This window comes from Treponema denticola (assembly GCF_024400535.1).
Taxonomy (GTDB): Bacteria; Spirochaetota; Spirochaetia; order Treponematales; family Treponemataceae; genus Treponema_B; species Treponema_B denticola_C.
In genome coordinates, this window is record NZ_CP038800.1 from 1883059 (window position 1) to 1905072 (window position 22014).

Below are 22014 nucleotides of genomic sequence, written 5' to 3' on the forward strand. Positions count from 1 at the left end.
TATATAATTTAATAAACATGTTCAACTAAGCTAAAATTTTTATATTCGCTCTCAATCCCTTGTGTGTATCCGCAATACCCCGAATAAAATAATATGCCGACATTATGTCCGACCGGATAATCATATTTAAATTTTAAAAGAGCTTTACACTTTCCGTTAACAACAGGCGTTTCACTTCTCGCAAGAACCTCACTTTTAGTAAAATCATAGAATAAGATAGTCGCAAATTCAGCGGCCGTATCATTTAATACTTTAAAATCGGCGGTAACAGTATAATTTTTTCCACGCTCCATAAAAGTTAAAGCATTTAAAATTTTATAATTATCCCCTTCCTTCGCCGGTAAATGTATCACCGTTTCTTTTAAAAATTTAGGTAAGACTTCTTTATCGTAAATATACAAATCTCCTTCCTCATTATCATCAGTAAAAAAACCTCTAAATTTAAACATTCTAATATCATAATCACGGGAGACAATTTTCAAACAAATAAATTTAAGGCTGTCTTTTTCTTCGGTGTTTGCCAAAACTTCAGACCTTTTCATTTCTATATAAAAATACTCCTCATCCTTGTTTTGACTTTTTAATAGTTTGTAATAATTACATAAAGACTCCTTGATAGTTGGAGGCGGCTCATTCGGCAGCCCCGGTTCTTTAAAGGTCGGCCTATGTATAATCGGATGGCTATAGCCGGTATACTTTCCTTCTATTTCTATGAGCCCTTTTTCAATTGTTTTTTTTTGTTCTTCTGTCAACATCTCGGTTAAATGGAAGCCCACAATTATATCATTTGCGTGTATATAAGGGATTTTTATTATGTCGTTACCTTTAAATATCGTATAAACAATATTTCCTTCTCTTGTTAAATTATAGGTACCTTCTAAAATATCGTTATTTAAACTTCTAACATTTATATACGTTAAATTAGTTTTTCTTCTTGCAATTATAAAACGTCCAATGTATGTATCAGCAAAAGAGAAATTTTCCTTATTAGTAACTACAATTTTTAAATGAACATAACCTTCTGCATCTTTTAGAATGTCTTTTTCGTCGTAATTTATACATATAAGATTTTTTAAAAAATAATTATCATCATCCCAATAATTGCTAAAATTTTTGTAAGGCAACATGTTATCTTTATATCCTAATGGAACATCGACTGACAAGCATCTTAAAGGGGCATCATCTTCTGGCCTACATACGTATACTAAAACACTTGCCTTATTAGAATTATCATCAATATTTAGCGAATAGCCTGTGGATAAAAAAAGCGTTCCATTTTCTTCATCCAACTTGACTTTTAAAATATTTTTTAAAAGGGTGTTCCCATTGAATCTCATAAGCCGTACATACTGATATAGCTCTTTATACTGATGCTCCCATTCAATTATTTTTTCTCGAGTAAGCTTTTTAATTTTATTTCCCTCGGTTATACTTAAACTTTTAAATTCATCTACTTGATTTGAAAGTTTTCTTTCAAATTCAATTCGTTGATTTTTTAATTCTTCCTTTGTTTCCGTAACAGCAGTTTCACTAATATTTGAAAATTCTTTTACAACTTTTTCCTTAGCTTCTTTTGCCGTTTCTTCCATATTAGCTTTCATCTCTACAGCTACATCTTTTAATCTTTTTTCCTCTGCATCAGCAAGAGTTTTAAGATTTTCAAATTTTTGCTCGGCTAATAATGTCAAAGCCTCTTTGCTTTCCTCAACAAGGGCAGAAAGCTCTTGCTGTTTTTCTTCGCTAAATTGTTGTAATTTAACATGCGCTTCATCGCTTGAATTTTTAAGTGCAATCTTAGCCTGTTCAATTGCTTGTTCAAGTGCAGCCTTTTGCTCTGCAAGTTCTGCGGCAATATAGTTTTTAGCGTCTTGTTTAATTTGAGCAATTACCGTATCTCCCATAGCGGCAATAGCTGCTTCTTTTGCTTTCTCGATAAAATTGTTATAGGCTACCGTTAGGTCTTCCCAGAGCCTTACCCAGTTGTTCATTTGTATATGCCATATTATACCCCCTGTACGGCCTTTAAAAAAATAAAGGTTCCGTCATTTTTTATAATTTTAGGCCTGTAAGGCCAATTTGAATACGGTTCTGTTTGTGTGTTAAAAACTCTTTTCACATAAGCGGCAAATTCAGGAAAGACATCAGGACTGAAAGGCAGTCCGTTAGCTTCTAAAAATCCGTGCTTATAATCATTTTCATAAAAAAATTTAACTTCTCCGATAGGACTATCGTATTTTTGAATTGCTAAAAGTCCATCCGTTTTTTTTAATTTTTTTATTTCGTTTTCTTTTTCAATTAAAAAATAATCATCATCGCTGAAAAATCCTGCAAGGTCTAAATTGTCTAAGTCTCCGCCTTGTCCTTTTTTCACCCTTAAAATGCCACACATTCCCTTTAAAATCTACGACGGCATAACAGCCAAGGCCGAATGTTTCAGTATTTATATTTTGCGATATAGAGTTTTTATTTTTAATACCTGTCGTAATTACGACGTTATAATTACCAGTAAGTTTATAAATAATGTGATACTGCTTAGCTCCGTTGCCATTTTGCTTATCAAAGAAAAGTTTTAATGTAAAATCGTTTTTTAATTCTCCCGATAAAATAATTACATTATTTAAAGCTTCTTGAAAAATCATCTTGATTTCTGTTTTGTCTGTACAGTCATATTCGATTATTTTAGATTGCCAAGCTGTATAAGAAGGATTGGGAGCGGGTAGGGCTTGAGGTGTTTCGTCAAAGTTCAGAAGACTTAAAATGTCGGTATCGGTGGGAAAAGATAGGGTTTCTCCGGGAATACCTTTCTCACCTTTAAGTCTTACAGGTGCAGTCCATTGACCTTCATTTATATTGATCGCATTTTTTGTCGACACCCAAATACTCCTTTTAGTTTGAAGACGATGCCAACCGTCTTTTGTCCCATCCCCCTTCGGTCTTAAAGGTTCTTCTTCGCTGTCATTATAAGTGTAATAATACTTCCATTGCTCTACACTCCCTGAATCGGAAATACTTCCGTCAATGTTTGTAAGTTTATTATCAAACGGAGGAACAACATAAGAAGGATCATCTATTCCAAAAATTTCAGGCGAATAGTCTACTGCGATAATAGAAGCATTCCATTCATCGATAGGTTCTATTGAAGTAATTATTAAATCAAGGCATTCTTTTTGTTTTATTCCGAAAGTAAATAAATCCCCTTCTTGAGGTGTATCATTTTCGTTTAACGCAAGTTCAAATTCTATTTTGTTTGTATAACTTGTAGATAAAGGTCTTGTATCTGCAATCAATATGCGGCCGTCTTTTTTTCTAAAACGTAAAGCATAAGTCTTTCCTTTTTCGGCTTCAATATATTCATCCAAAATAACGGCCGTAGTTAAACCGCTTAAAGTTTCTACTCCCTTAACTCTTCCATAAGCTATCCCGATTAGTCCTATATCTCCCGCATATTGAATTCTGTCTCCCTTAGTGCAAACTAAAAATTCAAGGTCTACATCAATTTTATGCACACGAGGTCTGTTGTGCATACAGGCATATTGATACCGCCCTATCTTAAAAGCTTGCATTGCATTTGTAACACCCCAAAGCGTTTCTTGCTGTTTTTTTAAAGCTTCGGTTTCTCCTGCCTCTCCTGTAGGCGTATCATAAACAATCCTTTCATTTTCTTTAAAGCCTGAGGCCTCATCAATAAAATTAAATTCTATAGCTTCCGGAATATCTGCAAATAAAAGGTTTTGACTATAAGACTTCGTATTTCGAGGAGTAAACAACTGAACGGGACTTAATCTTTCGACGTCCTGTACAATCGAAAACTTACTGTCTATTTTAACGGCATCGGCTCTGGCTGTGTGAGTTATCATCGTAATTAATTCTGAAAGAGTTGCCTTATCGGAAAGAACTGCGTTACAAGAATATTTTTTTTCATCGCACCATAAAGCCCATTTTTCAAAGCTTTCCCAATCTATGTCTTCATTTGAGACCGGGTTAGAGTTTATCTTTCCTTGTAAAACATATTTTAAAATTGCTGCGGGATTTGAGGTCAATTTTTCTTCCCACGACGCGGGGCCTTGTCCGCTTCCTTTGTATACAGGGATTTTAGTTTGAGCTATAAAGTTTAAAGAATCTATTACGCCGTTAAGGCGTTCTGTTGCCTTTATTTTAAGTGCAACTATTGTCAAATTCTTTTGTCTTTCAAGACGGATTGGCCTGTCATCCGTAAAGGATCGGACGCTTCCTACATAAACGGCATCAACTATTTTATTGTCTTCCGAGTCAGAAGTAATACGGGTAAACTTTAAAGTGTATTTATCAGGAGGCAATCCCTCTTTTGTTATTTGAAACCTTTTTGTTTTTAATTCTTTTCCTTCGATTACATTTTTATTCCCGTTAAAAAAGCCTAATAAGGAATACTGTGAATCCGAGTCATTTTCTTTTTTATAATAACAGGCGACCTCTACAGAAGCACTCGCTACATCTCCTGAATCATTATATCTTCCAAGTCCCGAATAAAAGAAAATATCTACATTTATCTTTGTAGTTTTTGAAGGTGTTGTTCTTACTATACTTCCGTCTTTTCCGTCTTCAAAACTGTGTTTCAATAATTGGTTTATATTTTCATCTCTTACAGCTTTTTTATAAAATGAACACTCTTCTCCGGATTTTAAAATCTGTAATTTGACAACAGAATCTTCCCCTGATAGGATTTTATCTATATTTTTTGTTTCTGAATACTCTTTTAATAATGTATCCCCTAATTTAATGGAATCTTTTTCGATTTCTATATCGTTATAGCCTGCACAAAAAAGCTGTATTAAATATTGATCGTTTCCTTCAATTTCAAAATGAGGATTAGCTGCCATGTCAGGATATATAAGATGTCTTCCTAAAACAATAGGAATAAACCCTAATTGATTAGCTCTGTTTTTGGCTCCCCTTATGGAAGGGTTTTGCTTAGGCTTTTCTCTGTCTTTTAAATTTGGAATATCCAAGTTTAATAAGACAGCTCCGCCTGCAAGCATTCCGATTCCCGTTCCTATAAGAGCTACCCCCACTCCGGTCAAACTTCCCAAAGAAATAGCCGTTACTAAAATTCCTGCAAGTATTGCCAAGGCTCCGCCTATAGCCATTCCTTTGCCAGTTCCTTCAGGAGTGCCGCCCGGATGTACTGCAATATAAACAGTTTGTCCGTCATTAGGGGTTTTATTTATATCTTTAATTATTTCATCTTCGATTAAAAAGTGTGCATGTTCTATCGGTAACCCTATATTAAGTTCTTCATAAAGTAAGTATAAAGGTTTCGGTTCACTTTCTTTTATAATTCTTTTTTTTGCATCAAAGGGATGAACCTTTGCGATAATTTTTATTGACACGGTAATACCCCTCCACTCTTCCCCTTATTTCGGGTGAGCTTAATTTTTGTAAAACGCTCCCCGATTTTTCGGTTGTATGAAGTATAAACCCGTCTCCGGCGTAAATGCCTATGTGTGAAGGAAGGCCTTGATAGTTAAGGAGAACTACATCTCCTATATCGGGAGCGTCAAGCTTTTCTCCTGCAATTAATGGCTTATTTATTTTAAAAATTTCTTTTGTTTCTTTTACATCGCAAGCATTTTTATAATCGGATAAAAGAAGCGGTAATTCCGTATCAAATTCTATTCTGTAAATCAAAAATAAAAGCCCGTAACAATCGCAAGCTGTTTTGTCTCTGCCGTTTGAAAGGAAAGGAATGCCGATGTATTTTTTTACCCAAGGAGCAAGCATTAAAAAAGTCCCGGAAAATCTTTGGGCGTAAAACGGCCTTCAGGAATATTCCTGTCAAACAAATAAAAATCGTATAGGTCTCCCTGAACGGTTGCCTTATCGACAGATACATTTCTCAATATAAACTTTAAAGGCCCTTTTTCTATAATGTCGGGAGTGTCCGCCAAAATAATTATAATCTTTGCCGTTATCTTTTTTCCTATACCCTTAGAAATAAACTGCATTATACGGCTGTCTATATTATCTATTGCAAGCCGGCAGGTTTCGCTTCCCGTTTCGTTTTTTTGGGAAGGAAGAGAAACGGTAAACCCGCAAGCTGTATATCTTTTCCCGTTGGATATAATATCTTCGTTATTGTTTACAAACCTCCAAGCATCTTCTCCTTCAACCTCTATTTCCAAGCAATATAAAAAGACCTCATCCGTTTCGTTTCTGTTTAAGGCCTCTATGGCTCTTTTTGAAAGTTTCGTCATGTTTAAAACTCCTCTAGCGTAATTGTAATATCATAAAGCCCGGCCCCATTTGAAACTTCTTTAATAGGTTCTATCATTCTAAACTCTTGAACCTGCAAACTTTGAGGGTGCTTCATATTAAATCTTCTTGTTCCGTAAGCTATGACACGCCTGTAAAAGTCTTCAAGGATCTTTTGCTGTTTGATTGTAACGGTTATATTACCTGTAATTATTTTGGTTGCTCCTGTGTAACGCCTTCTCATTTTTTTAGGCCCTGCATCCATTTCGGTTCTTATAACCGGATCGCTGTAAGATGCCGATAATCCTTCAAGTTGTAATGTTTCCGGTAACTCTTCAGGCCATGATATTTCTGCCATATTTAAACTCCTTGTACTGTTAAGCCGAATCTGTTTTTTAAGCTTCTGTCGGCCTTGCCGCTTGCTATAACTCCGTTAATTGCTTGTCCTATCATTATTTCGATATTACGGGATCCGTCATCTCCTTCAGTTTCTTTTTGAGAAACCGCTTCCCCTGTATTGTTTATTATTGTAATCATTACTTTAGGCGCTTCTCCTCCCAAGGCAGCTACACCCAATGACCCGTCTTTTCCGCGTTTTAAAGGCATTATCGCCTCAGGCCCCGCTTCTCCCATAAGACCTGTGCCTTTTGCAAATTTAAACAAAGTTGGCTCTGTAACTATCTTGTTTGTAAAAACCCCGCCTAAGGCAAAGGGGATAACATCACCTTTTTCATAAACGCCTCCGAGCGCATTTTTGTGGAGCTTGTTTTCTCCCTTTTCCCTGTCGATAGTTCCGGAGACTACACCGCCTACTACAGCACTTCCCAAGCCTGCTGCAACAAAGCCTAACCCTAAGGCCCATTGACCTTGTGCTATTAACTGTAAGCCCGCCTGTAAAAAAAGGTTAGGAAGCTGGTTTAAAATTTCTTGTGCCATTTTAACCATTGAATCATGGAAGGCTTCGGCGGCATCATCGCCTTGAGCAAAGGCATAACCTATATCGCTTAAGCCCTGTACCAGATGGTCAAAACTTATGTCCGCTATTGCGTAAGAGATGTCGGCTATAGCCTGAGAGGCTTTCTCTTTTAACTCATCCGATTTAATTCCCAGTTCGTCAAACATTGACACAAGACCGTCTTTCATTACAGACTTAAAAGCTTCTTCAAAAGGAGAAAAACCTCCTTCCAAGCCTTTAAGTTTTTTTACATATTCATCGAATTGTTTTAATTGTTCTTCCGTTGCCTTGTTGGCTACTAAGGTCTCGCGAGCTAAATCGTACTCACTTTTTCCTATAGCTTCAACTTTTTTCTTGTAAGCGTCTAATATATTCCCCGTATTAAAAAGTCTTATTTGCTTTTCTGCCTCTTTTATCAAAGATTCATCGGCATTGAGCTGCTTTAGTTTTGATAAGGTCAATTCATCGGTAGTTTTACCTAGCTCTTCATTTTTCTTTATAAGCTCATCATATATTTTTTTTATTTCTTCGTTGTTTTCAAGCTGTTTAATTTCGGCATTTATTTCTTTTATCCTTGAAAGTAATACCTGTATGGAGTTATCTGTAATGCCGAAAACTGAAGAGCCGTCTTCATTTTTTGCATTAAATAAATCCTTTAAAGCGCTTTGAATTGTTTCTTTTTGTCCTTCTAAAGCCTTTTTCATATCGAAGTCTTCAAGAATTATTTTTGCAAGGTTCTCTTCTTCCTTTGCTGAACCCCTTATCCCTTGAATAAAAAGATTCCCTGCCTTTTTGCCGGAAGAGCCGAAAAGAGTCTCATCTACATTTGTTATTTCTTGCCACCACTGCTGCCATGTTTTTTTTGAATTTTCATCAATAAGAGGAGTAATTGTAACTCCCGTTTCTATCTTTTTTAGCTCATCTTGTAATTTCCCTATCTTTGATTTAAAGCCAGGATTTTCGGGATCTATGCTTTCAAGAATTTTTACAAAGGCATTTGTTGTTTCCCCTGATACATCGCTTCCCCCCAAAAGGGCAGAATCCAATTCGTCTTTTAATTTTGATATAGCCTCTCGTAAGCCTTCTGTTGATCCATAAAGATTTTCTTTTGTTTGATTGGCGATTAAGTCCCAAAGTATAACTAAGCGCTCAGCCCGTTTGGTCTCATCTTCAAATCCTGCACCTATTTCTGCCAGTTCTTTATTTATGGGCTTTTTTGCCTCATTTAAAATTTGAGGCAGTTCCGTTTTTAAATATTGTTCAAGCCAAAAGTCTCTGTGATCTCCTTCCTTTTTAAAACTTTTCTCAATATCTTCTACAACTTTTCCTGCATACTTTAATTCTTTTAAGGCCTTGTCAAAATTTCCGGTTTCTTTTGCGGCCTTAAACATTTCTTCGGTAAGACGCGGAATTTTATCTTTTATTTCGTCATAGGCCTTTGCACTTTCCAAAAGAACCCTATTGTATTCTTCCTCTGATTGTGCGCTTTTTAATCTGTGTAAAATTCCTATCTGCCGTTGAGCCTCTTCAACAGTTGTAGAATATTCTTTTATTTTTCCTGAAAGTTCAGGGTATAACATCAAAAGTTCTTTTGTAACAGTTTTATCAAGAACCTTGTTTTTTTCCATACCCTTATACGACGAAAGAAGGCGATCGGCTTCGCCTTTTGTTCTTTCCATTGCTTCACTTAAATCTTCCACCTCTTCTTTTTGAGACGCAAAAAGACCGGTTAAATAAGCAACTCCGGTTATCAATCCTCCTATCGCAAGCATATAGGGATTGGCATTTAAAGCCGTAAGAGCTGTTTTTATTCCTGTTATTGCTTTTATTGCAGGTCCTGAAACGGCGATGACTCCGCCAAACCCTAAAATAAATCTTTTTGTTCCTGCATCTAAATTTGATATTGCTTCAAAGGTTCCTGTTGCAAAATCCAGCACATCATTTACTAAAGGGAGCATAAGGTCTCCGAAAGATGCTAAGGCTTGTTTCCCGTTATCTAAGGCTGTAGACCATTTACCCATAGTATCTTTTGAAAGACGAGCCATCATCCCCTCAAACTGTCCGCCTGTTTTTGTCATAGCTTTTATAGCCTTATCAAAATCATTAAAGCCTATCTTGCCTTCGCTTACCATTTTTTTAATGGCAGCCTCGCTTACTCCGAACTGTTTACTCAATTCTTGAACGATTGGGATTCCTCTTCCTTGAAGCTGTTTTATATCATCACCAAAAAGACGGCCTTGCGTTTTTATCTGTCCGTAAATCGTCGATAAGTCTCCAAGGCTTATTCCGGTTGCCGTGGCTATATCTCCCAAGCCCCGCATTGTGTCTGTTACACTTTCTGCCGTAACACCGAAGGCTAAAAGCTGTTTCCCGGCTTTTCCTATTTCCTCTGTTTGTAAAGGAGTGGACGCTCCAAACTCCTTCCACTCATCAAAAACTTCTTTAGCTTTCCCTGCATCTTTTAAAAGAACTTCAAGAGAACTTTTTAAGGACTGATTATCGGCAGCAAACTTAACGGAGGCTCCCCCTGCCGTGATGATTGCTCCGCTCATTATTAAGGCTTTTTTTTCTACAGCACTTAAAGCTTCAGAAAAAGAGGCTGTAGTTTTTTCCGTTCCGTCCATAGCAGAGTCAAACTTTTCTATGTTTTTTATAGCCCGCTCTACTTCTGCCTCAACTAAGATTCTTAACTCATCGGTTACCTGCTGCATCCTTTACCTCTTTTTCTCTAAGCGTTTCAAAAACTCCGTCAAACAATTCTACAAGTTCAATTATAGCACCCGCTTCGTTTACATATCCCTTCCCCGAAGGAAGCCCGAATTTTCGATAACGAGACCAAATACTAAAACTTTTAAAAAAATCTTCTGTAAGGTAATTTTTAAAATCTTTGCGGCGCAAGGCCCCAAATGTGAATAGTTCTTTTTTTTCGTCATATTCGGGGTGCCAGCTTTTCACGTGCCACCCCTCATAGACAAGTTCAAATGCAATTTTTAAATTTTTTTTTCTTCTTCCGAAAGACGGTCGGATATAACTTCTTGGCAAAGCTCCTCAACAAGAGCAGCCACTCCGTAAGCGGTACATTCTGCCAAGGCTTCTCCGTCCTTGATTTTAACCGTTCCTCCGTCTTCATTTTTTACTTCAAGGTTTTTTATAGTTCCTACATGACGCCTTAAAATTCTTGAAACATCCATTCGGCGTTTGAATGTTACCGCCGCTTTTTTTTCGGCCGTTGCCGCCGCAGTTAATTCCCGCTCTACATCCATGCTGAATAGCCCGTTCCTGTCTTCAACCGTAGGTCTTATTATTTCGCAAACAACACGGTCTTCCGTTTTAAGATTTTTGTTGCCGCTAAAGGCCGGCACATAATCATATCTTGTCTTAGCCGTCAATATCATAATTTTCTCCTTACTTTGAAATATAAATAAGAGACGGCTTCCTTTTGCCGTCAACCTTGTAGTTAAAACTAAAGGGCTGCGTGCCGTCCATAGGTTTACTTGTATTGATAGACTCGCAAACTATCGGCATATATTCCCACATCTCCGTTTCTCCTTCAGGAGCTGCCTCTCTTCGGCTCATCATAAACTCATGTTCCAAGGCTTTAGAAGGAAGCCTTGTTACCTTGTTTCCTTGAACATCCTCAATCACAATTTCCCTAAATTCTCCGAATAGCTCTTTTTGCTCTTGAGAGTCCACATCCACAAAGCCCGATATTGAGCCCGACCTTTCTTTGAAAGCACTGGGAATATAAGAGCGTACCCCCGATTCAACATCCGCCTGTGTCGTTACATCAAAGGTCTGACCTTGGGCGTTATCTTGCACATCCGTAACAAAGCTTATAAGATGAAGCTCCAGCGGAATAAGAGCATCTCCTACTGTAAGCGGATGATCTTTTTTTGCAAAGAAAATGTTTCCCACGCCAAGCCCCAGCCCGCCTTGAATAGCATTATCCGGTTTAGGAATACTTGACCCCGTGCCGGCCATAGCACTTATTTTGTAAAATCCTTCTTTCGGAACCTTTGTTACCGAAGCACTCCCCTTTATTTCCGCACCGAAAACAATCCGGTACAATCTTCCGTCTTTTCCTCCAGGTCTCATTTTTTCCCTCCGTAATATTTTTATTACTCTTCATTTAAAAATGAAGGATATGTCATTGTTATTATATATCCCTCCCTGTACTCTGCCGGCAACGCTTGAGAGTCTTCAGGATATTCAAATCTTCCCTCCTGTACTTTTTGGAAATGAGCTTTGATAATATATTCTTGATTGTTTTTTATTAAATGAACATCAAGAGAATCGATACAAAGCTCAAGCATTTTCTTTAAAAATTTTGATAGCTCATTTACATAGTCGATTGAAACTCCTAAGGACACGATATCACAAGAAAGCGTTATAGTCTCATAACTTTTTATGTCGTTATTCTTTTTTTCTCCTCCAGCCGTAAACCCTATAAGAGCGAGCTCTGCGTGAGCATCTGCGACCGTGCTCGCTTGAGGTTTTAAAATGTTTATAATTCCTTTTTTTGATAAGGCTTCCTGTAAAGCTTTAATTACTATCATTTACTTTTTCCCTTTAATTTTTTATGTATTTCTTTTGCTATCAAGCTTCTTATGTATTTTTCATCTTGTTCATCAAAGTATAAAAAAGGACGGGCAGGAATTTTAATTGAAGAGCGTACCAAAAATAAAGCAAAGGGTTTTCCCTTTCCCTTTTGAGCCATAAAGACTTTTGCCGATGAAGTAAAGAAAAAAAAATAGCCGTCGTTTTTCATCGCCTCTATCAAGCCGGAAGGTTTTTCCTTCCCGTATTTTCTCATCAGTTCTTTTGTTTTAACGCTAAACGGAATCCATAAAGCCTTAGCTTTTTTAGGCCTTATGACTCCTCCTGATTGTAAGATTTTAGCCTGCTTCGCCTTTGTTCCGGTACTTGCCCAAAGCTCCCCTGAATGAGGAGTAATGCTTGTTGCCATTAGGTTTGTATCCCTTAATGTTTTATCTCCTTTTTTCAATACCTTGGTTAAGGATGAGTTTTCGGGTGCTATTCCTTTGTTTATTTTTTTGTTTGCACTTGAGCGCATATAAAGGGCTGCTTCCTTCATGGCTTCAGAAAGACCGCCTTTTAATTTGTCGGAAAAAGACTTAGGTTTATACACAATCCTAACACTCATTTTTTTTCTATACCTCTCGATTTTAAAAAAAATTAAGCGGCCTCAAAAAAAGCCGCTTAAAATAAAATTTTTTAAGGAACTCGGATGGCTCCGGCTATAGGGTTCATTTCCCTGTTTTCTCCGCCTGCCGTGTTTCCGAAATATGATTCTAAAAGCTCTCTTGCATCTTCGGCCTTTTGCTTTGCCCTTGATTCAAACCCGACAAACGAAAAAAGTTCATAAACCGATCTTGTAATTATAGCCGTTTTTATAACCTCGTTTTCTTCATCGAATTCGTTTCCGGTTGAAAGGACTTTTCCCTTAACCCAAAGGTTCGCTCTTTCCAAGGCCCTTAAAGCGTTTCCGTCATCGCCTGCGGTAAGAGTTAGATACTCCTGACGCGTTACCGCTTTTTTTATATCTTCAACACTTACCGCCATTTTTTTCTTTCTCCTTATGCTTTAAGCTACATACTTTTTGATCGTCGATTTTTTTACCGCAAAGGCAGGTAAGGGTTTTGAAGAAGACATAACCTTTACCCCCGAAGGATCTCGAAGTTCTTCATAGCTTGCAAAGAAGGGCAAGGGCTGAAGCTTTGCATCAAGCTCATCTAAGGCCGCATAGAAAAGCTTTCCTGTGTTTGCAAGGTCTATTGACTGAATGCTCTTTGAATCGATTACCGCTGTTGCAGCACTCTTTCCCGGCAGCTTATAACTTCCCGTGATCGGCATGAGCTTATACTTGCCGAAAAGAATAAGGCCGTAATCGGTGTACTGTACCGGCACATTTCCGGTTGCCTTTGAAAGAATTTCTATGATAACCGAATAAACATCGGTTCCCGTTAAAAGTCTTACATCCGAAGATGCTCCTGTCTGCTGCTGGGCAAAAAACTGGGCTTCCAAGGCAGCCTGCACATCCGATAACTTTGATGCACCTGTTAAGGTTGAAGGTGAAAGAGATTTAATCTTTCCAAGTTCTACCTCGTAAGTGTCTAATGCCCCGCCTTCTACTGCGGCAGGATAAGCGATTTTTCCCGACAAGGATTGACAAACCAAAAGCTCTGTAGATACGGCAGTCCTATCTCTAAGATTTTCAATCACCTCGGTAAGCTTTTCGGAAATCCCGTCAACATCTCCCATTGCAATAAGAGTGTTAAGCTCTGCACCGGATATTACCCTATTCATCGAAAGAGGCTGAACTTCAATAAGGTTTGCACTCTTTGTTCCTCCGTCAACGGAATAAGATTTAGAACCCCTGATCACCACAGGAACAGCTCCCGTTTCATTTTCGATATCCTGAACCGCGATATAAGGCGAGGTTTTAAGCTTCCTTACCTCTTGCGGAAACAAAAGGTCTGTTATCGGTGTTTGAGGCTTAGGTAACCCTGTGATAACATCCGTGAAATTTTTCAAAGAGAAAAATGAGTTTATTCTTTCCCTTACATTTTGATTTAAAGGCATAATTATTCTCCTAACTTTAATCTTTAATCTAACGGCTAGTTTATAGCATAAACTCCGTTTTTCCTAAGCTTTTCTACCAGCTGTTCGGTGCAAGCCGTTCCGGTGTCTTTATAGCTTACCGAAGATTTTTTTACGGCACCGAAAATTACAACCAAGGCTGACGCGTCCTTTGTTTTGCCGCTCTCGTCCAATTCTACTTCCTTGTACAATACCCCTATTGCATCATCCGTGTCGGCTGCCAAGTGTTCAACCTTACCGCCGTCAAGCTTTACGGCCGTTCCTGCGGCAAGACCTTTTATTCCGTCCTTAACAGGGTAAGATACCACTATGTGGTTACTTCCTGAAAGAAGAGTTTTTTCCTCCAGCGTTACGCTTCCTATGTTTGCTTTTACCATTTCTTTCCTCCTAATCTGAAAGTTAGTATAGTTTACAAGGCCTTCATTATTTGACGGCCTGCCGATTTAACATCTCCTGCCCCTTCGCTTCCACGATCCGAGTAATCGAAGCCCGAACTTCCTAGGCTTACGCTTTGAGGCCACTTCCTCAAGATTGAAGATAAAAGCTCAATCTCCGTGCCGCTTACGCTTTGCCCGTTATCGGAAAAGTTGACCGCATCGCTTCTACTTGAAAGAGAAGAAGCCAAGACTTCAGCTTGTTCCATAACGCCCTTAGGAAGATGATTTTCTACCTTAGCCTTAAAAGCTTGAAGCCTCATTTTCTTCACCTCGTCATCATAGCTTTTGAGCTTGTCTGAAAACTCTTTTGGGAGGGCTTCAGGGGAAGCCGATCCCGTCTCTTTTTTTTCTTCTTGAGCTTTTTTTAATTCACTCTCAAGATTTGTTTTGCTTTCGGCCAAATTTTTATTGGCCTCTTTAAGCTCTGCATTTTCTTTTTGCATTGCCTCGATTTCTTCTTTAGTCATTTTGACCTCCTCATCGCTTTCTTTTATTTTCCCCGAAAAATCGAAAGAAAAAATTTGATCGTCATCGGCTGCTTGAAAAGGCTTTTCTCCTAAGTCCTTTAAACCGGGAATCTTAGGAGGTGTCGCTCCTAAAAAAGCTAAGTGGTGTAAATAAGTTTTACCGTCTATAGCTCTTTTAGGAATACTTACACTCCAGCCGTCATAAAGCCCCGATGTATAAAGTGTATCAAGAGTTTCTGAAAACTCGACTTCCCCTGTAAGAGTTTTTCCGCCGTTTGAAAGCTTTACGCTCCACACATTACCGTACTTCGGGGCATCATCTTTTTTCATTATGTCATGCCCGATTCCTACAGGACGGCGAGGTGTAAAAGTTTCTACAACTTCCTTTAAATCTTTTTCGGTAATGAGGTCTCCGTTTTGCCCCCATCTGCCTGCATAAGCAAGCTCTAAAGTTCTCATTATTCTGGGCATGATCTTTACTCCTTTTCTTCATAAAACAAATCTTGTTGTTTCCCTTTTATAGAATTTTCAAGTCTTGTTTTGGCTATAGAAAAATACCTATCATCTAACTCTATACCGATAAATTGGCGGCTGGTCTTTATGCAGGCAACACCGGTCGTGCCGGAACCCATAAAGGTATCAAGAACGGTATCTCCCTCGTTTGTACTATGTAAAACAAATTTCTCAATGAGCTCTATCGGCTTTTGAGTCGGGCTCAGTTTTTCACCGTTTGTCTTTTTAGCACCGGAGCGAAAAGAAGGTACATCCGATATAACGCTATAAGCGCCTTTTACATTAAATCCGTGTCGCTTTGTAGTAAACATTACAAGTTCATGTTGATAGGAATAAAAGTTACCGGGACCGGAGTTTTTATCCCACACAAGCATATTTTTAACACCTAATATGCCGTACATAATCGGGTAATAAAAAGCATAACTTCTCCAGTCGCAGAAAAAATAGACACAGCCGTCAGACTTTAATATGCGCTTGTATTCCGTAAATAGTTTTTCATAAAAAGGCTTACAGATAGCAAGATCATTAAACCTCCCCTTTTGTCCATTGTGCGTCATTCCGAGAAAATAAGGCGGATCGGTTATGATAGAATTAATGCTGCTGTCCGGGATTTTAGGCAGCAGGTCGATGCAATCACCTTGTAAGATTGTTATATCACCATTAAGCTTTGTTTCTTTTTCCATACCAAAAAAGATACACGCTATATTTATATTTTTGCCTCTGGTGGGAGCCACTTATCTTTAACTTTGTAAGACGATTTTTCCATGTTGTCTTTTTACCGATTCTTTTAAAAATGGGCTTTTATTACCTTACCCCGTCAAATCTTACCAAAAATGCTATATACCCCCGTGTACACCGGTGTATTTTTCAAATCAGGGGCGGTTTTAACTGTGTCGGGGTATGGGTTTTAAAATAAAAAGACATTAAAAAAAAGGCGGTCTTAATTTTAATCCTAAAACCGCCAAAAGGAGCCTCTCATTTATGAGCATTACAGAACAGCAATCTATCAACTATCCGCCTGAAAAATATATTAGCAGAATAAAAATAAAAGAGGGCTTACTGTGGAGAACTGTATTTTTTGAAGTGCGAATTTGACGGATTCGGTTTTTAAATTTATATTTGATATAAAGCTAAATAAAGCCGTGCAATAAAACACGGCTTTTAAAAGCTGCTTTGTTTTTGTGCTTTCAGCAAGGGCAACCAAAAACAAAACTTAAAGGGTAAATCATCGGGGGCGTTAAGCTATACCCAACGGTTTTTTATAATATACTATTACTCAACCTAATAGTCAAATAAAAAACCGTTTCCGATAAAAGGCGGTTTGAACATGAAACAAAAATATTCAAAACAAGAAATACAAACAATTGGTTTTCTTATACAAAAACACGGCTCGCTTTCTTATATGAAACCTTCCGATTTAGAAGATGAATATTTTAAATTAACCAATGTAAAACGTTCTCACGGATGTTTATATATGGCTTCATGGCGCTTTCTTAAAGGTTATTACGAAAGCCTTTTAGCCGGTTAATCTAAAATTATATAAAAAAAACGCCGGTTGTTGCCCGCCGGTATTTTTATTATGCCATATATTTATAAAAATAATAAGCCCTTAGGAAGCCTCAAAATATTAAAAATATTTTGTTTAAAGCCTTGACAATTTACCGGACTGTGATATAATAAAAATAACGGCAGATTGCTATGCCGTTTTATAAAGGGCGTTGCGGCTCCTGACATGAGGCGTAACCAGCCCTTTTTTTATTTTCTTTTTATAAAAAAACTTCTAGGAAATTCTTTTATCACTCCTTTATAATCAAATAATATTTTTACTATGGGAGTCCTTCCTATTTCACTTTTTATTGCATCTAAAACAGATTTCTTATCCATTTCATCTGATACACGAACATAAACTATCCGTCCACGCTGTTTTCTTCCGGCTTCCTGTATTTCTGATTTTATTGTGTTTTTTGTCGGGATTTTTCCATCAAACCCGAAATGTTTTATTTCACCTATTTCATTATCTATTATCATATCCGGGTTTTTACTTTTTTGTGTTGTAGGCAATAAATAAACCTTATGTCCTGCATCCGCAAGACGCTTTGCCGATGCAATTTCATCAGGATTATGCGTTGAATTAGCAGCCGTTTGTACATAACCTCCTTTTTTGCCTTTGTGTATGCTCTCATAATTTTTTAATAATTCGGGGTAGTAGCTTTGCATATCAAGCTCTCTTGCTTGTGCAACTATATCGGCGGTAATGCCGTACCTATCGGCTCTTGCAATCATTTCAGGGGTAATCTTCCACCAGCTTTCCTTTTCAATCGGATTTCCTCCGAAGCCTTTTTGAGGTTTAAAGTTTTTTCCGATTTCTTTCATCGGTGTGTTTTCAATTTCAATACCATGTCCTATCTCAAAATCGTAAACGGCCCTAAAGGTTGTACGGCAATTAAAATGATAAGGCGGGAAGCCGTAGGTTTTCCAAAATGGATGATCCTTGTGTAAGGCCTTACCGTTTCCGGTTATAAAGGTTAGCCCCCTACAAATATCGCTTTGCCTTTTATCTTCCACAAATAAAAGCTCCCACGCAGGCGGCATATTGTTTTTATGCTGCATAAGACGGCCGGCATTGTAAGCACTCTGTACATTGGTGCGGTAAACGGTTTCCCAATAGCGGGGCGGAAACTTTTCGCCCCAGTCTTCAGTCATAGCCTCAATATCTTTCCAAGACTCCAATATGCTTTCATTTTTTTCTACAGCAAGGGCAAGCCTTCCCTTTACCGTTTCAATAAAATCCGCCTCGCTTAATTTTGCAACTGTGAAAGCCCTAAACCTTAGCTTAGGCTCTAAATTCCGCCAGTCATCTTTTTTCATCGGGAGCTTTGCCCTTAAAAAGTTTACGGCCTCATCAAAGGATAATTTTTCTTCTTCAATCAAAACGGAATGTTCTTGATCATCTGCAAATTCTTTTTCTTCTCTATCTTTAGGCATTGCGTGTAGACGGCCCAAAAGAAGGGAGCCTTGTATCAGGTTTTCTGCAAGGCGGATAAGTTTTTCATTATCTCTTCTTTCAAAAGATAAACTCTTTATTTTTTTTGGGCTAAGTTTTTCGCCTTTTAATACTTCTTTAAAATTGCTTAAATAATCTTTTAAAACTTCTTTTATAAGGCTTTTAAATCTCACCAAACCTGCATCGCAAAAAGAATTAAGTTCTGCGTTTTCTTTTTTAACTCTTTCTCTTTTTTCATTTAGAAAAACAAGAGTTCTTTTTTTTTTACATTATCCGAAAAATCAAGAGAGCTTTCATCTTCTCCTCTTATAAGACGATCTGAAACAAAGCGGTCTTCTTCATTCTCAGGTTCCGGTAACTTGTGTCTGTCATACAAGGCTTTTTTAGAAATAGGGACTCCTAACTCGATGGCCTTCGTTACCATCTCCCAAGAGGCATATTCTCCTGCATCTATCTCAAATCTGACAGGCTCTTCACCGGGCCAGTTTAATTCACAAAAGATGTCATACAACCCTTGTATTGAACTTTGAAGATTTTGGGCATCCTTACTTATAACGGCTGCAAAGGTGTCATCATGTAAAACCGCGTTAGCCCTTGTTCCGTATTGAGCCTCGTTTGTAGTAAGGCTTTGCCCTGTAAGCCCGTAAGAAATTTCCGTATTACATACGGCGATTAAAACATCAAAATCTTTTATAGCCCCTTCGGCATTTAAATACTTAACGTCTTTTACATTCCCCAAAGCAAGGCTTGACCCCGATCTTATCTTGTGCAAAATATCCGCCAATATGTTGGCTCTCTTTACTGCCTCTGCATCGGTTTTGGTTTCAAAAATTGCCAAGATACTCGGCACCCCGATTCTTTCTGCGGCCATCGTCCAAAACTTAAAGCCCAACTTTTTAAACTGCCAAGGCCAATAGACACGCCGTAAAATGCTTACCCCCGAAACGCTTCCCGTACCTCGGTCGTTTCTGTGAACTATAAATTTATAAGGATTATTTAACGGGATATAATCGGGCAAAAGATAAGGTGTATATCTATCCCCTTGGTCGAAGCCTTTTTTAAAACCGATTAAAGAGCGCGGAATAGGGATAAATTTTTCAGGAACAAAAAGGCCTTTTTCTTTTTTCCAGATAATTTCACTTACGGCTATTCCGTAGGGAAGGGCATTTAAAAGCTGTAAGCCCAATTCTTGAAGTTTATTGAAATTTATATAATGACGGGCTTCTTCATTGAGCCTTTCGTTTTTTCCATCGACTTGCCCCATGTCAAGCCGCAAGACCTTATCTTGTCTGTTTTCTACAAGACTTCCCACCCTTGCATCATCGAGCATGTCATTAAATATTTTTAAGTTCTGTCTTGCATCGGATAGCCAATCGCTTGTTTCATCAAGATTAGCAACGATCGACCTAAAGCCTGTTAAGTCGATTACCGAGCTTAATAGTTCTTTTTCATTTACCTTCTTTTTTCCCAGCATGAAAATCCCCTTTAATAGCCTAAAAACATATTAACATCTTGCGGATGAGCTTCTGCGATATATGGAGCGGCCCCTTCTCCTTTTTCTAAAGCAGCATCCAAACAAAGAGCCGAAGCGACGGCTGCATCTCCGTGCCTCTGCGTTTTTCTCACACCTTCATTTGTACGCTCTGCAATTTTAGGAATCCCTTTTATAAGCTGTACTACAGAAAAGTCGCTTAATATATACTCGTCTGAAGGAACGGTAAAGTTTTTTTCTTCAAGGCTTGATTTTAATAAAGGCATCATACGGGCATACCACGCATTGCTTATCATTACCTGCTCGACAATTCCCGGATAATCAAGTTCCAGCTTTTCGGCAAGCATTTGCCCGTTACCCCGTGCATCGCATTTCCCGCCTTTAAGACTTTTTAAGTTATCCAATATTAAAGCCAATAATTGGTATTGCTCATCAAAGGGCCAGTTTCTAAGTTCTATTATGATACGGGTAAGTAATTCTTCCCCGCATTTTTCAAGTAACCAGATAACCGATAAATCCCCCGATCGGCCGAAGTCGAATCCGAAAAAGGCTGCCCCTTCTATCATACTGATAGTATCCAAAATTTCGTTTTTAAAAAACTTTAAAACTTCTCTTTCTTTTTTATGTTTTCTTTCATTTAAAAAATTATCGTCAAATACCTTTCTTGCAATCGGTATCGTCTCATCAAGACAAGTGTCTAAAAGCAAGCGGGGAAAGTACCTTGTTCCCGACCTTACAGGAATACACCTAAGCTCTTCATCTGCATTGTCTTTATAAATACTGTAAACTCTTTCAACAAAGCTTTTTTCCTTTTCCTTACTCCATTCTATTTTTTGGCTTTCACAAATTTTTTTATAAAGCCCTTCTTTTACAGCTTTGTCAAAAGTAGTATGGTGAAGACTCCAGTCTTTTTCTTCTCCCCGTTTTATTTTTTTTATAAAAAGATTAAAAGGATTATCGTCTCCGTTATGGGTTGAAAGGATGCTGAAGCTTCCTCCCCAAATTAAAAGAGCTAAGGCGGCCTTTTTAATTCCTTCAAAGTCTTCTACGAAGGCTGCCTCATCAAGGATGACATCTCCCTGTTTCGACCGTAGGGCATACTCGACACTTGGAAGGGCTGCTATTTCTTTACCGCTTGAAAGCTTTATTCTAAAAACGGTTATGTCTTTTCTTTCTTCAGTTACGATAACCTCTTCATACAGCTCGGCCGTTACCTGTAAGCGGGAACACCAATAAGCGGAATCCTTTATAAATTGCCGTGTCATGTCTTTGTTATAAGATAGATAATAAGTGTTTTTTCCGTCGGCGGTCATTCCGTTTAAGACCGCTTCAAGAGAAAGGGTAAAGCTCGCTCCTATTCGTCTCGACTTTTCCCAAAGCCTTAAACTGCTTTTATCGTTAAGCCATTTTATCTGATAGGGTAATAAAACTTCTTTTAAGTTTATATCCTTTTTCATACTTCAAGCCCCAATTCCTTTTTTATACCGGCAGCTGTTTCATCCGAAATGCCCCCTGCCTTTACAGCCTTTTCGATTTCTTCCTTTGCCTTAAAAAGCCCCTGCTTATATCCTTTTTCGTAATCGAGGGTAAGCTTTGCTATATCTTTTTGAGCCTTTACTATTCGGGCTAACTTGTCAATGATCTCACCGTCAGTAAGCGTTCCTAGGTTTTCCATCCCCTGAAGCTCGGTTAAAAGCATAGCCATTGCCATATCGGTTCCGGCCTTTGCCATTTGAAGCCCGGGAGTATTTTTTGTCGCCTCGATAAAGATTTCGGTGTCTTTAAGTTTTTTTTGAAATTCTTTTTCGCTTAACTTTTTAGCTCTTAAAGCCCTTTGAACTCCTGAAGCCGAAACTATAAAGCCTTCAGCTTTTAAAAGCTCTGCGATTTCTTTTATCGTCATGTTTTCTTCTTCGTGAAGTTTGACGGCTCGCTCTAAGACACCTTCCATCTCCACATTGCTTTTTCTAGGCATTGGGCGGTACCTTTCCTTTGTCGATTGTCTTTTTGATATACTCGATATCTTTTTGAACCCCGACCATTATTTTTAATAACTCTTTTTCGATACCGTCAACCCTTTTATCAACGGCAGAAAGCTCCTGTACCGTTTGTGATGCCTGTTTTTCCAAAGCATCAACACGGTTTTCTAAGTTTCCTTTCCAAGAGCCGGTTCTAACAGCAACGGTTATAAGCCCCACAGCTTGAACTAAAAATCCCACTACTTGTGCAATTGCCGAAATATCGTTCATCTTTTTACCTCTTTGTAAATTATAAAACCGGTAAATGCCAAACCGAGG

23 protein-coding genes are annotated in these 22014 nt (G+C 38.1%); 1 reads left to right on the forward strand and 22 read right to left on the reverse strand.

All coding sequences use genetic code 11. The features are described 5' to 3' along the window. Window positions 1-8: 8 nt before the first annotated feature. From E4N78_RS08910 to E4N78_RS08990, 17 genes are all read right to left on the reverse strand, one after another. Window positions 9-1988 (reverse strand): apolipoprotein A1/A4/E family protein, encoded by a 1980-nt coding sequence (locus E4N78_RS08910; RefSeq protein WP_255810210.1) that lies wholly within the window; start codon window positions 1986-1988, stop codon window positions 9-11. A gap of 14 nt (window positions 1989-2002) precedes the next feature. After that, window positions 2003-2371, reverse strand: a complete 369-nt coding sequence (locus E4N78_RS08915; protein WP_255810211.1) for a hypothetical protein — start codon at window positions 2369-2371, stop codon at window positions 2003-2005. Continuing rightward, complete coding sequence (locus E4N78_RS08920; protein WP_255810212.1) at window positions 2310-5366, reverse strand: host specificity factor TipJ family phage tail protein; 3057 nt, start codon at window positions 5364-5366, stop codon at window positions 2310-2312. Before E4N78_RS08920 ends, E4N78_RS08915 begins: the two co-directional genes overlap by 62 nt. Then, window positions 5329-5757 (reverse strand): C40 family peptidase, encoded by a 429-nt coding sequence (locus tag E4N78_RS08925; protein ID WP_255810213.1) that lies wholly within the window; start codon window positions 5755-5757, stop codon window positions 5329-5331. The genes E4N78_RS08920 and E4N78_RS08925 overlap by 38 nt, the downstream gene beginning before the upstream one ends. Further along, window positions 5757-6230 carry a DUF1833 family protein gene (locus E4N78_RS08930; RefSeq protein ID WP_255810214.1) on the reverse strand — a complete coding sequence of 158 codons (474 nt, stop codon included), beginning with the start codon at window positions 6228-6230 and terminating at the stop codon, window positions 5757-5759. The genes E4N78_RS08925 and E4N78_RS08930 overlap by 1 nt, the downstream gene beginning before the upstream one ends. Window positions 6231-6232: 2 nt before the next feature. Then, a complete protein-coding gene (locus E4N78_RS08935; protein ID WP_255810215.1) occupies window positions 6233-6586 on the reverse strand; it encodes a hypothetical protein in 354 nt (117 codons plus the stop codon). Window positions 6587-6588: 2 nt separating this feature from the next. Continuing rightward, the gene (locus tag E4N78_RS08940; RefSeq protein ID WP_255810216.1) at window positions 6589-9894 is read right to left on the reverse strand and encodes a tape measure protein; all 3306 of its coding nucleotides are present in this window, start codon (window positions 9892-9894) and stop codon (window positions 6589-6591) included. Continuing rightward, window positions 9875-10138, reverse strand: coding sequence for a hypothetical protein (locus tag E4N78_RS08945; protein ID WP_253690105.1), 264 nt, complete (start codon window positions 10136-10138; stop codon window positions 9875-9877). Before E4N78_RS08945 ends, E4N78_RS08940 begins: the two co-directional genes overlap by 20 nt. A gap of 35 nt (window positions 10139-10173) precedes the next feature. Continuing rightward, on the reverse strand, window positions 10174-10578 hold the full coding sequence (locus E4N78_RS08950) for a hypothetical protein (RefSeq protein ID WP_255810217.1): 405 nt from the start codon (window positions 10576-10578) through the stop codon (window positions 10174-10176). Window positions 10579-10588: 10 nt separating this feature from the next. Further along, complete coding sequence (locus E4N78_RS08955; RefSeq protein WP_255810218.1) at window positions 10589-11278, reverse strand: hypothetical protein; 690 nt, start codon at window positions 11276-11278, stop codon at window positions 10589-10591. A gap of 23 nt (window positions 11279-11301) precedes the next feature. Further along, complete coding sequence (locus E4N78_RS08960) at window positions 11302-11739, reverse strand: DUF4783 domain-containing protein (protein WP_255810219.1); 438 nt, start codon at window positions 11737-11739, stop codon at window positions 11302-11304. Then, a complete protein-coding gene (locus E4N78_RS08965; protein ID WP_255810220.1) occupies window positions 11736-12347 on the reverse strand; it encodes a hypothetical protein in 612 nt (203 codons plus the stop codon). Before E4N78_RS08965 ends, E4N78_RS08960 begins: the two co-directional genes overlap by 4 nt. A 71-nt stretch (window positions 12348-12418) precedes the next feature. After that, window positions 12419-12766, reverse strand: a complete 348-nt coding sequence (locus E4N78_RS08970) for a hypothetical protein (protein WP_255810221.1) — start codon at window positions 12764-12766, stop codon at window positions 12419-12421. Between the two features lie 21 nt (window positions 12767-12787). Then, window positions 12788-13786: a major capsid protein gene (locus E4N78_RS08975; protein ID WP_255810222.1), complete on the reverse strand. Its 999-nt coding sequence runs from the start codon at window positions 13784-13786 to the stop codon at window positions 12788-12790. A 35-nt stretch (window positions 13787-13821) separates the two neighbouring features. Continuing rightward, window positions 13822-14181: a hypothetical protein gene (locus E4N78_RS08980; RefSeq protein WP_147623478.1), complete on the reverse strand. Its 360-nt coding sequence runs from the start codon at window positions 14179-14181 to the stop codon at window positions 13822-13824. Window positions 14182-14213: 32 nt separating this feature from the next. Further along, a complete protein-coding gene (locus E4N78_RS08985) occupies window positions 14214-15179 on the reverse strand; it encodes a cell division protein ZapB (protein ID WP_255810224.1) in 966 nt (321 codons plus the stop codon). Between the two features lie 5 nt (window positions 15180-15184). Then, a complete protein-coding gene (locus tag E4N78_RS08990) occupies window positions 15185-15904 on the reverse strand; it encodes a DNA-methyltransferase (protein ID WP_255810226.1) in 720 nt (239 codons plus the stop codon). A 644-nt stretch (window positions 15905-16548) separates the two neighbouring features. Between E4N78_RS08990 and E4N78_RS08995 the strand changes: the two genes are divergently transcribed. Then, window positions 16549-16749 carry a hypothetical protein gene (locus tag E4N78_RS08995; RefSeq protein ID WP_255810228.1) on the forward strand — a complete coding sequence of 67 codons (201 nt, stop codon included), beginning with the start codon at window positions 16549-16551 and terminating at the stop codon, window positions 16747-16749. A gap of 227 nt (window positions 16750-16976) precedes the next feature. On the opposite strand, the gene E4N78_RS09000 is transcribed toward E4N78_RS08995, so the two are convergent. The 5 genes from E4N78_RS09000 to E4N78_RS09020 all read right to left on the reverse strand — a co-directional run bounded on the left by E4N78_RS09000 (window position 16977) and on the right by E4N78_RS09020 (window position 21966). After that, window positions 16977-18398, reverse strand: coding sequence for a phage minor head protein (locus tag E4N78_RS09000; RefSeq protein WP_255810229.1), 1422 nt, complete (start codon window positions 18396-18398; stop codon window positions 16977-16979). Window positions 18399-18463: 65 nt separating this feature from the next. Continuing rightward, window positions 18464-19699, reverse strand: a complete 1236-nt coding sequence (locus E4N78_RS09005) for a phage portal protein family protein (RefSeq protein ID WP_255810230.1) — start codon at window positions 19697-19699, stop codon at window positions 18464-18466. Between the two features lie 11 nt (window positions 19700-19710). Next, window positions 19711-21174: a terminase large subunit domain-containing protein gene (locus tag E4N78_RS09010; RefSeq protein WP_255810232.1), complete on the reverse strand. Its 1464-nt coding sequence runs from the start codon at window positions 21172-21174 to the stop codon at window positions 19711-19713. Next, a complete protein-coding gene (locus E4N78_RS09015; protein WP_010696314.1) occupies window positions 21171-21692 on the reverse strand; it encodes a phage protein Gp27 family protein in 522 nt (173 codons plus the stop codon). The genes E4N78_RS09010 and E4N78_RS09015 overlap by 4 nt, the downstream gene beginning before the upstream one ends. Beyond that, on the reverse strand, window positions 21685-21966 hold the full coding sequence (locus tag E4N78_RS09020) for a hypothetical protein (protein WP_255810233.1): 282 nt from the start codon (window positions 21964-21966) through the stop codon (window positions 21685-21687). Before E4N78_RS09020 ends, E4N78_RS09015 begins: the two co-directional genes overlap by 8 nt. Window positions 21967-22014 lie beyond the last annotated feature (48 nt).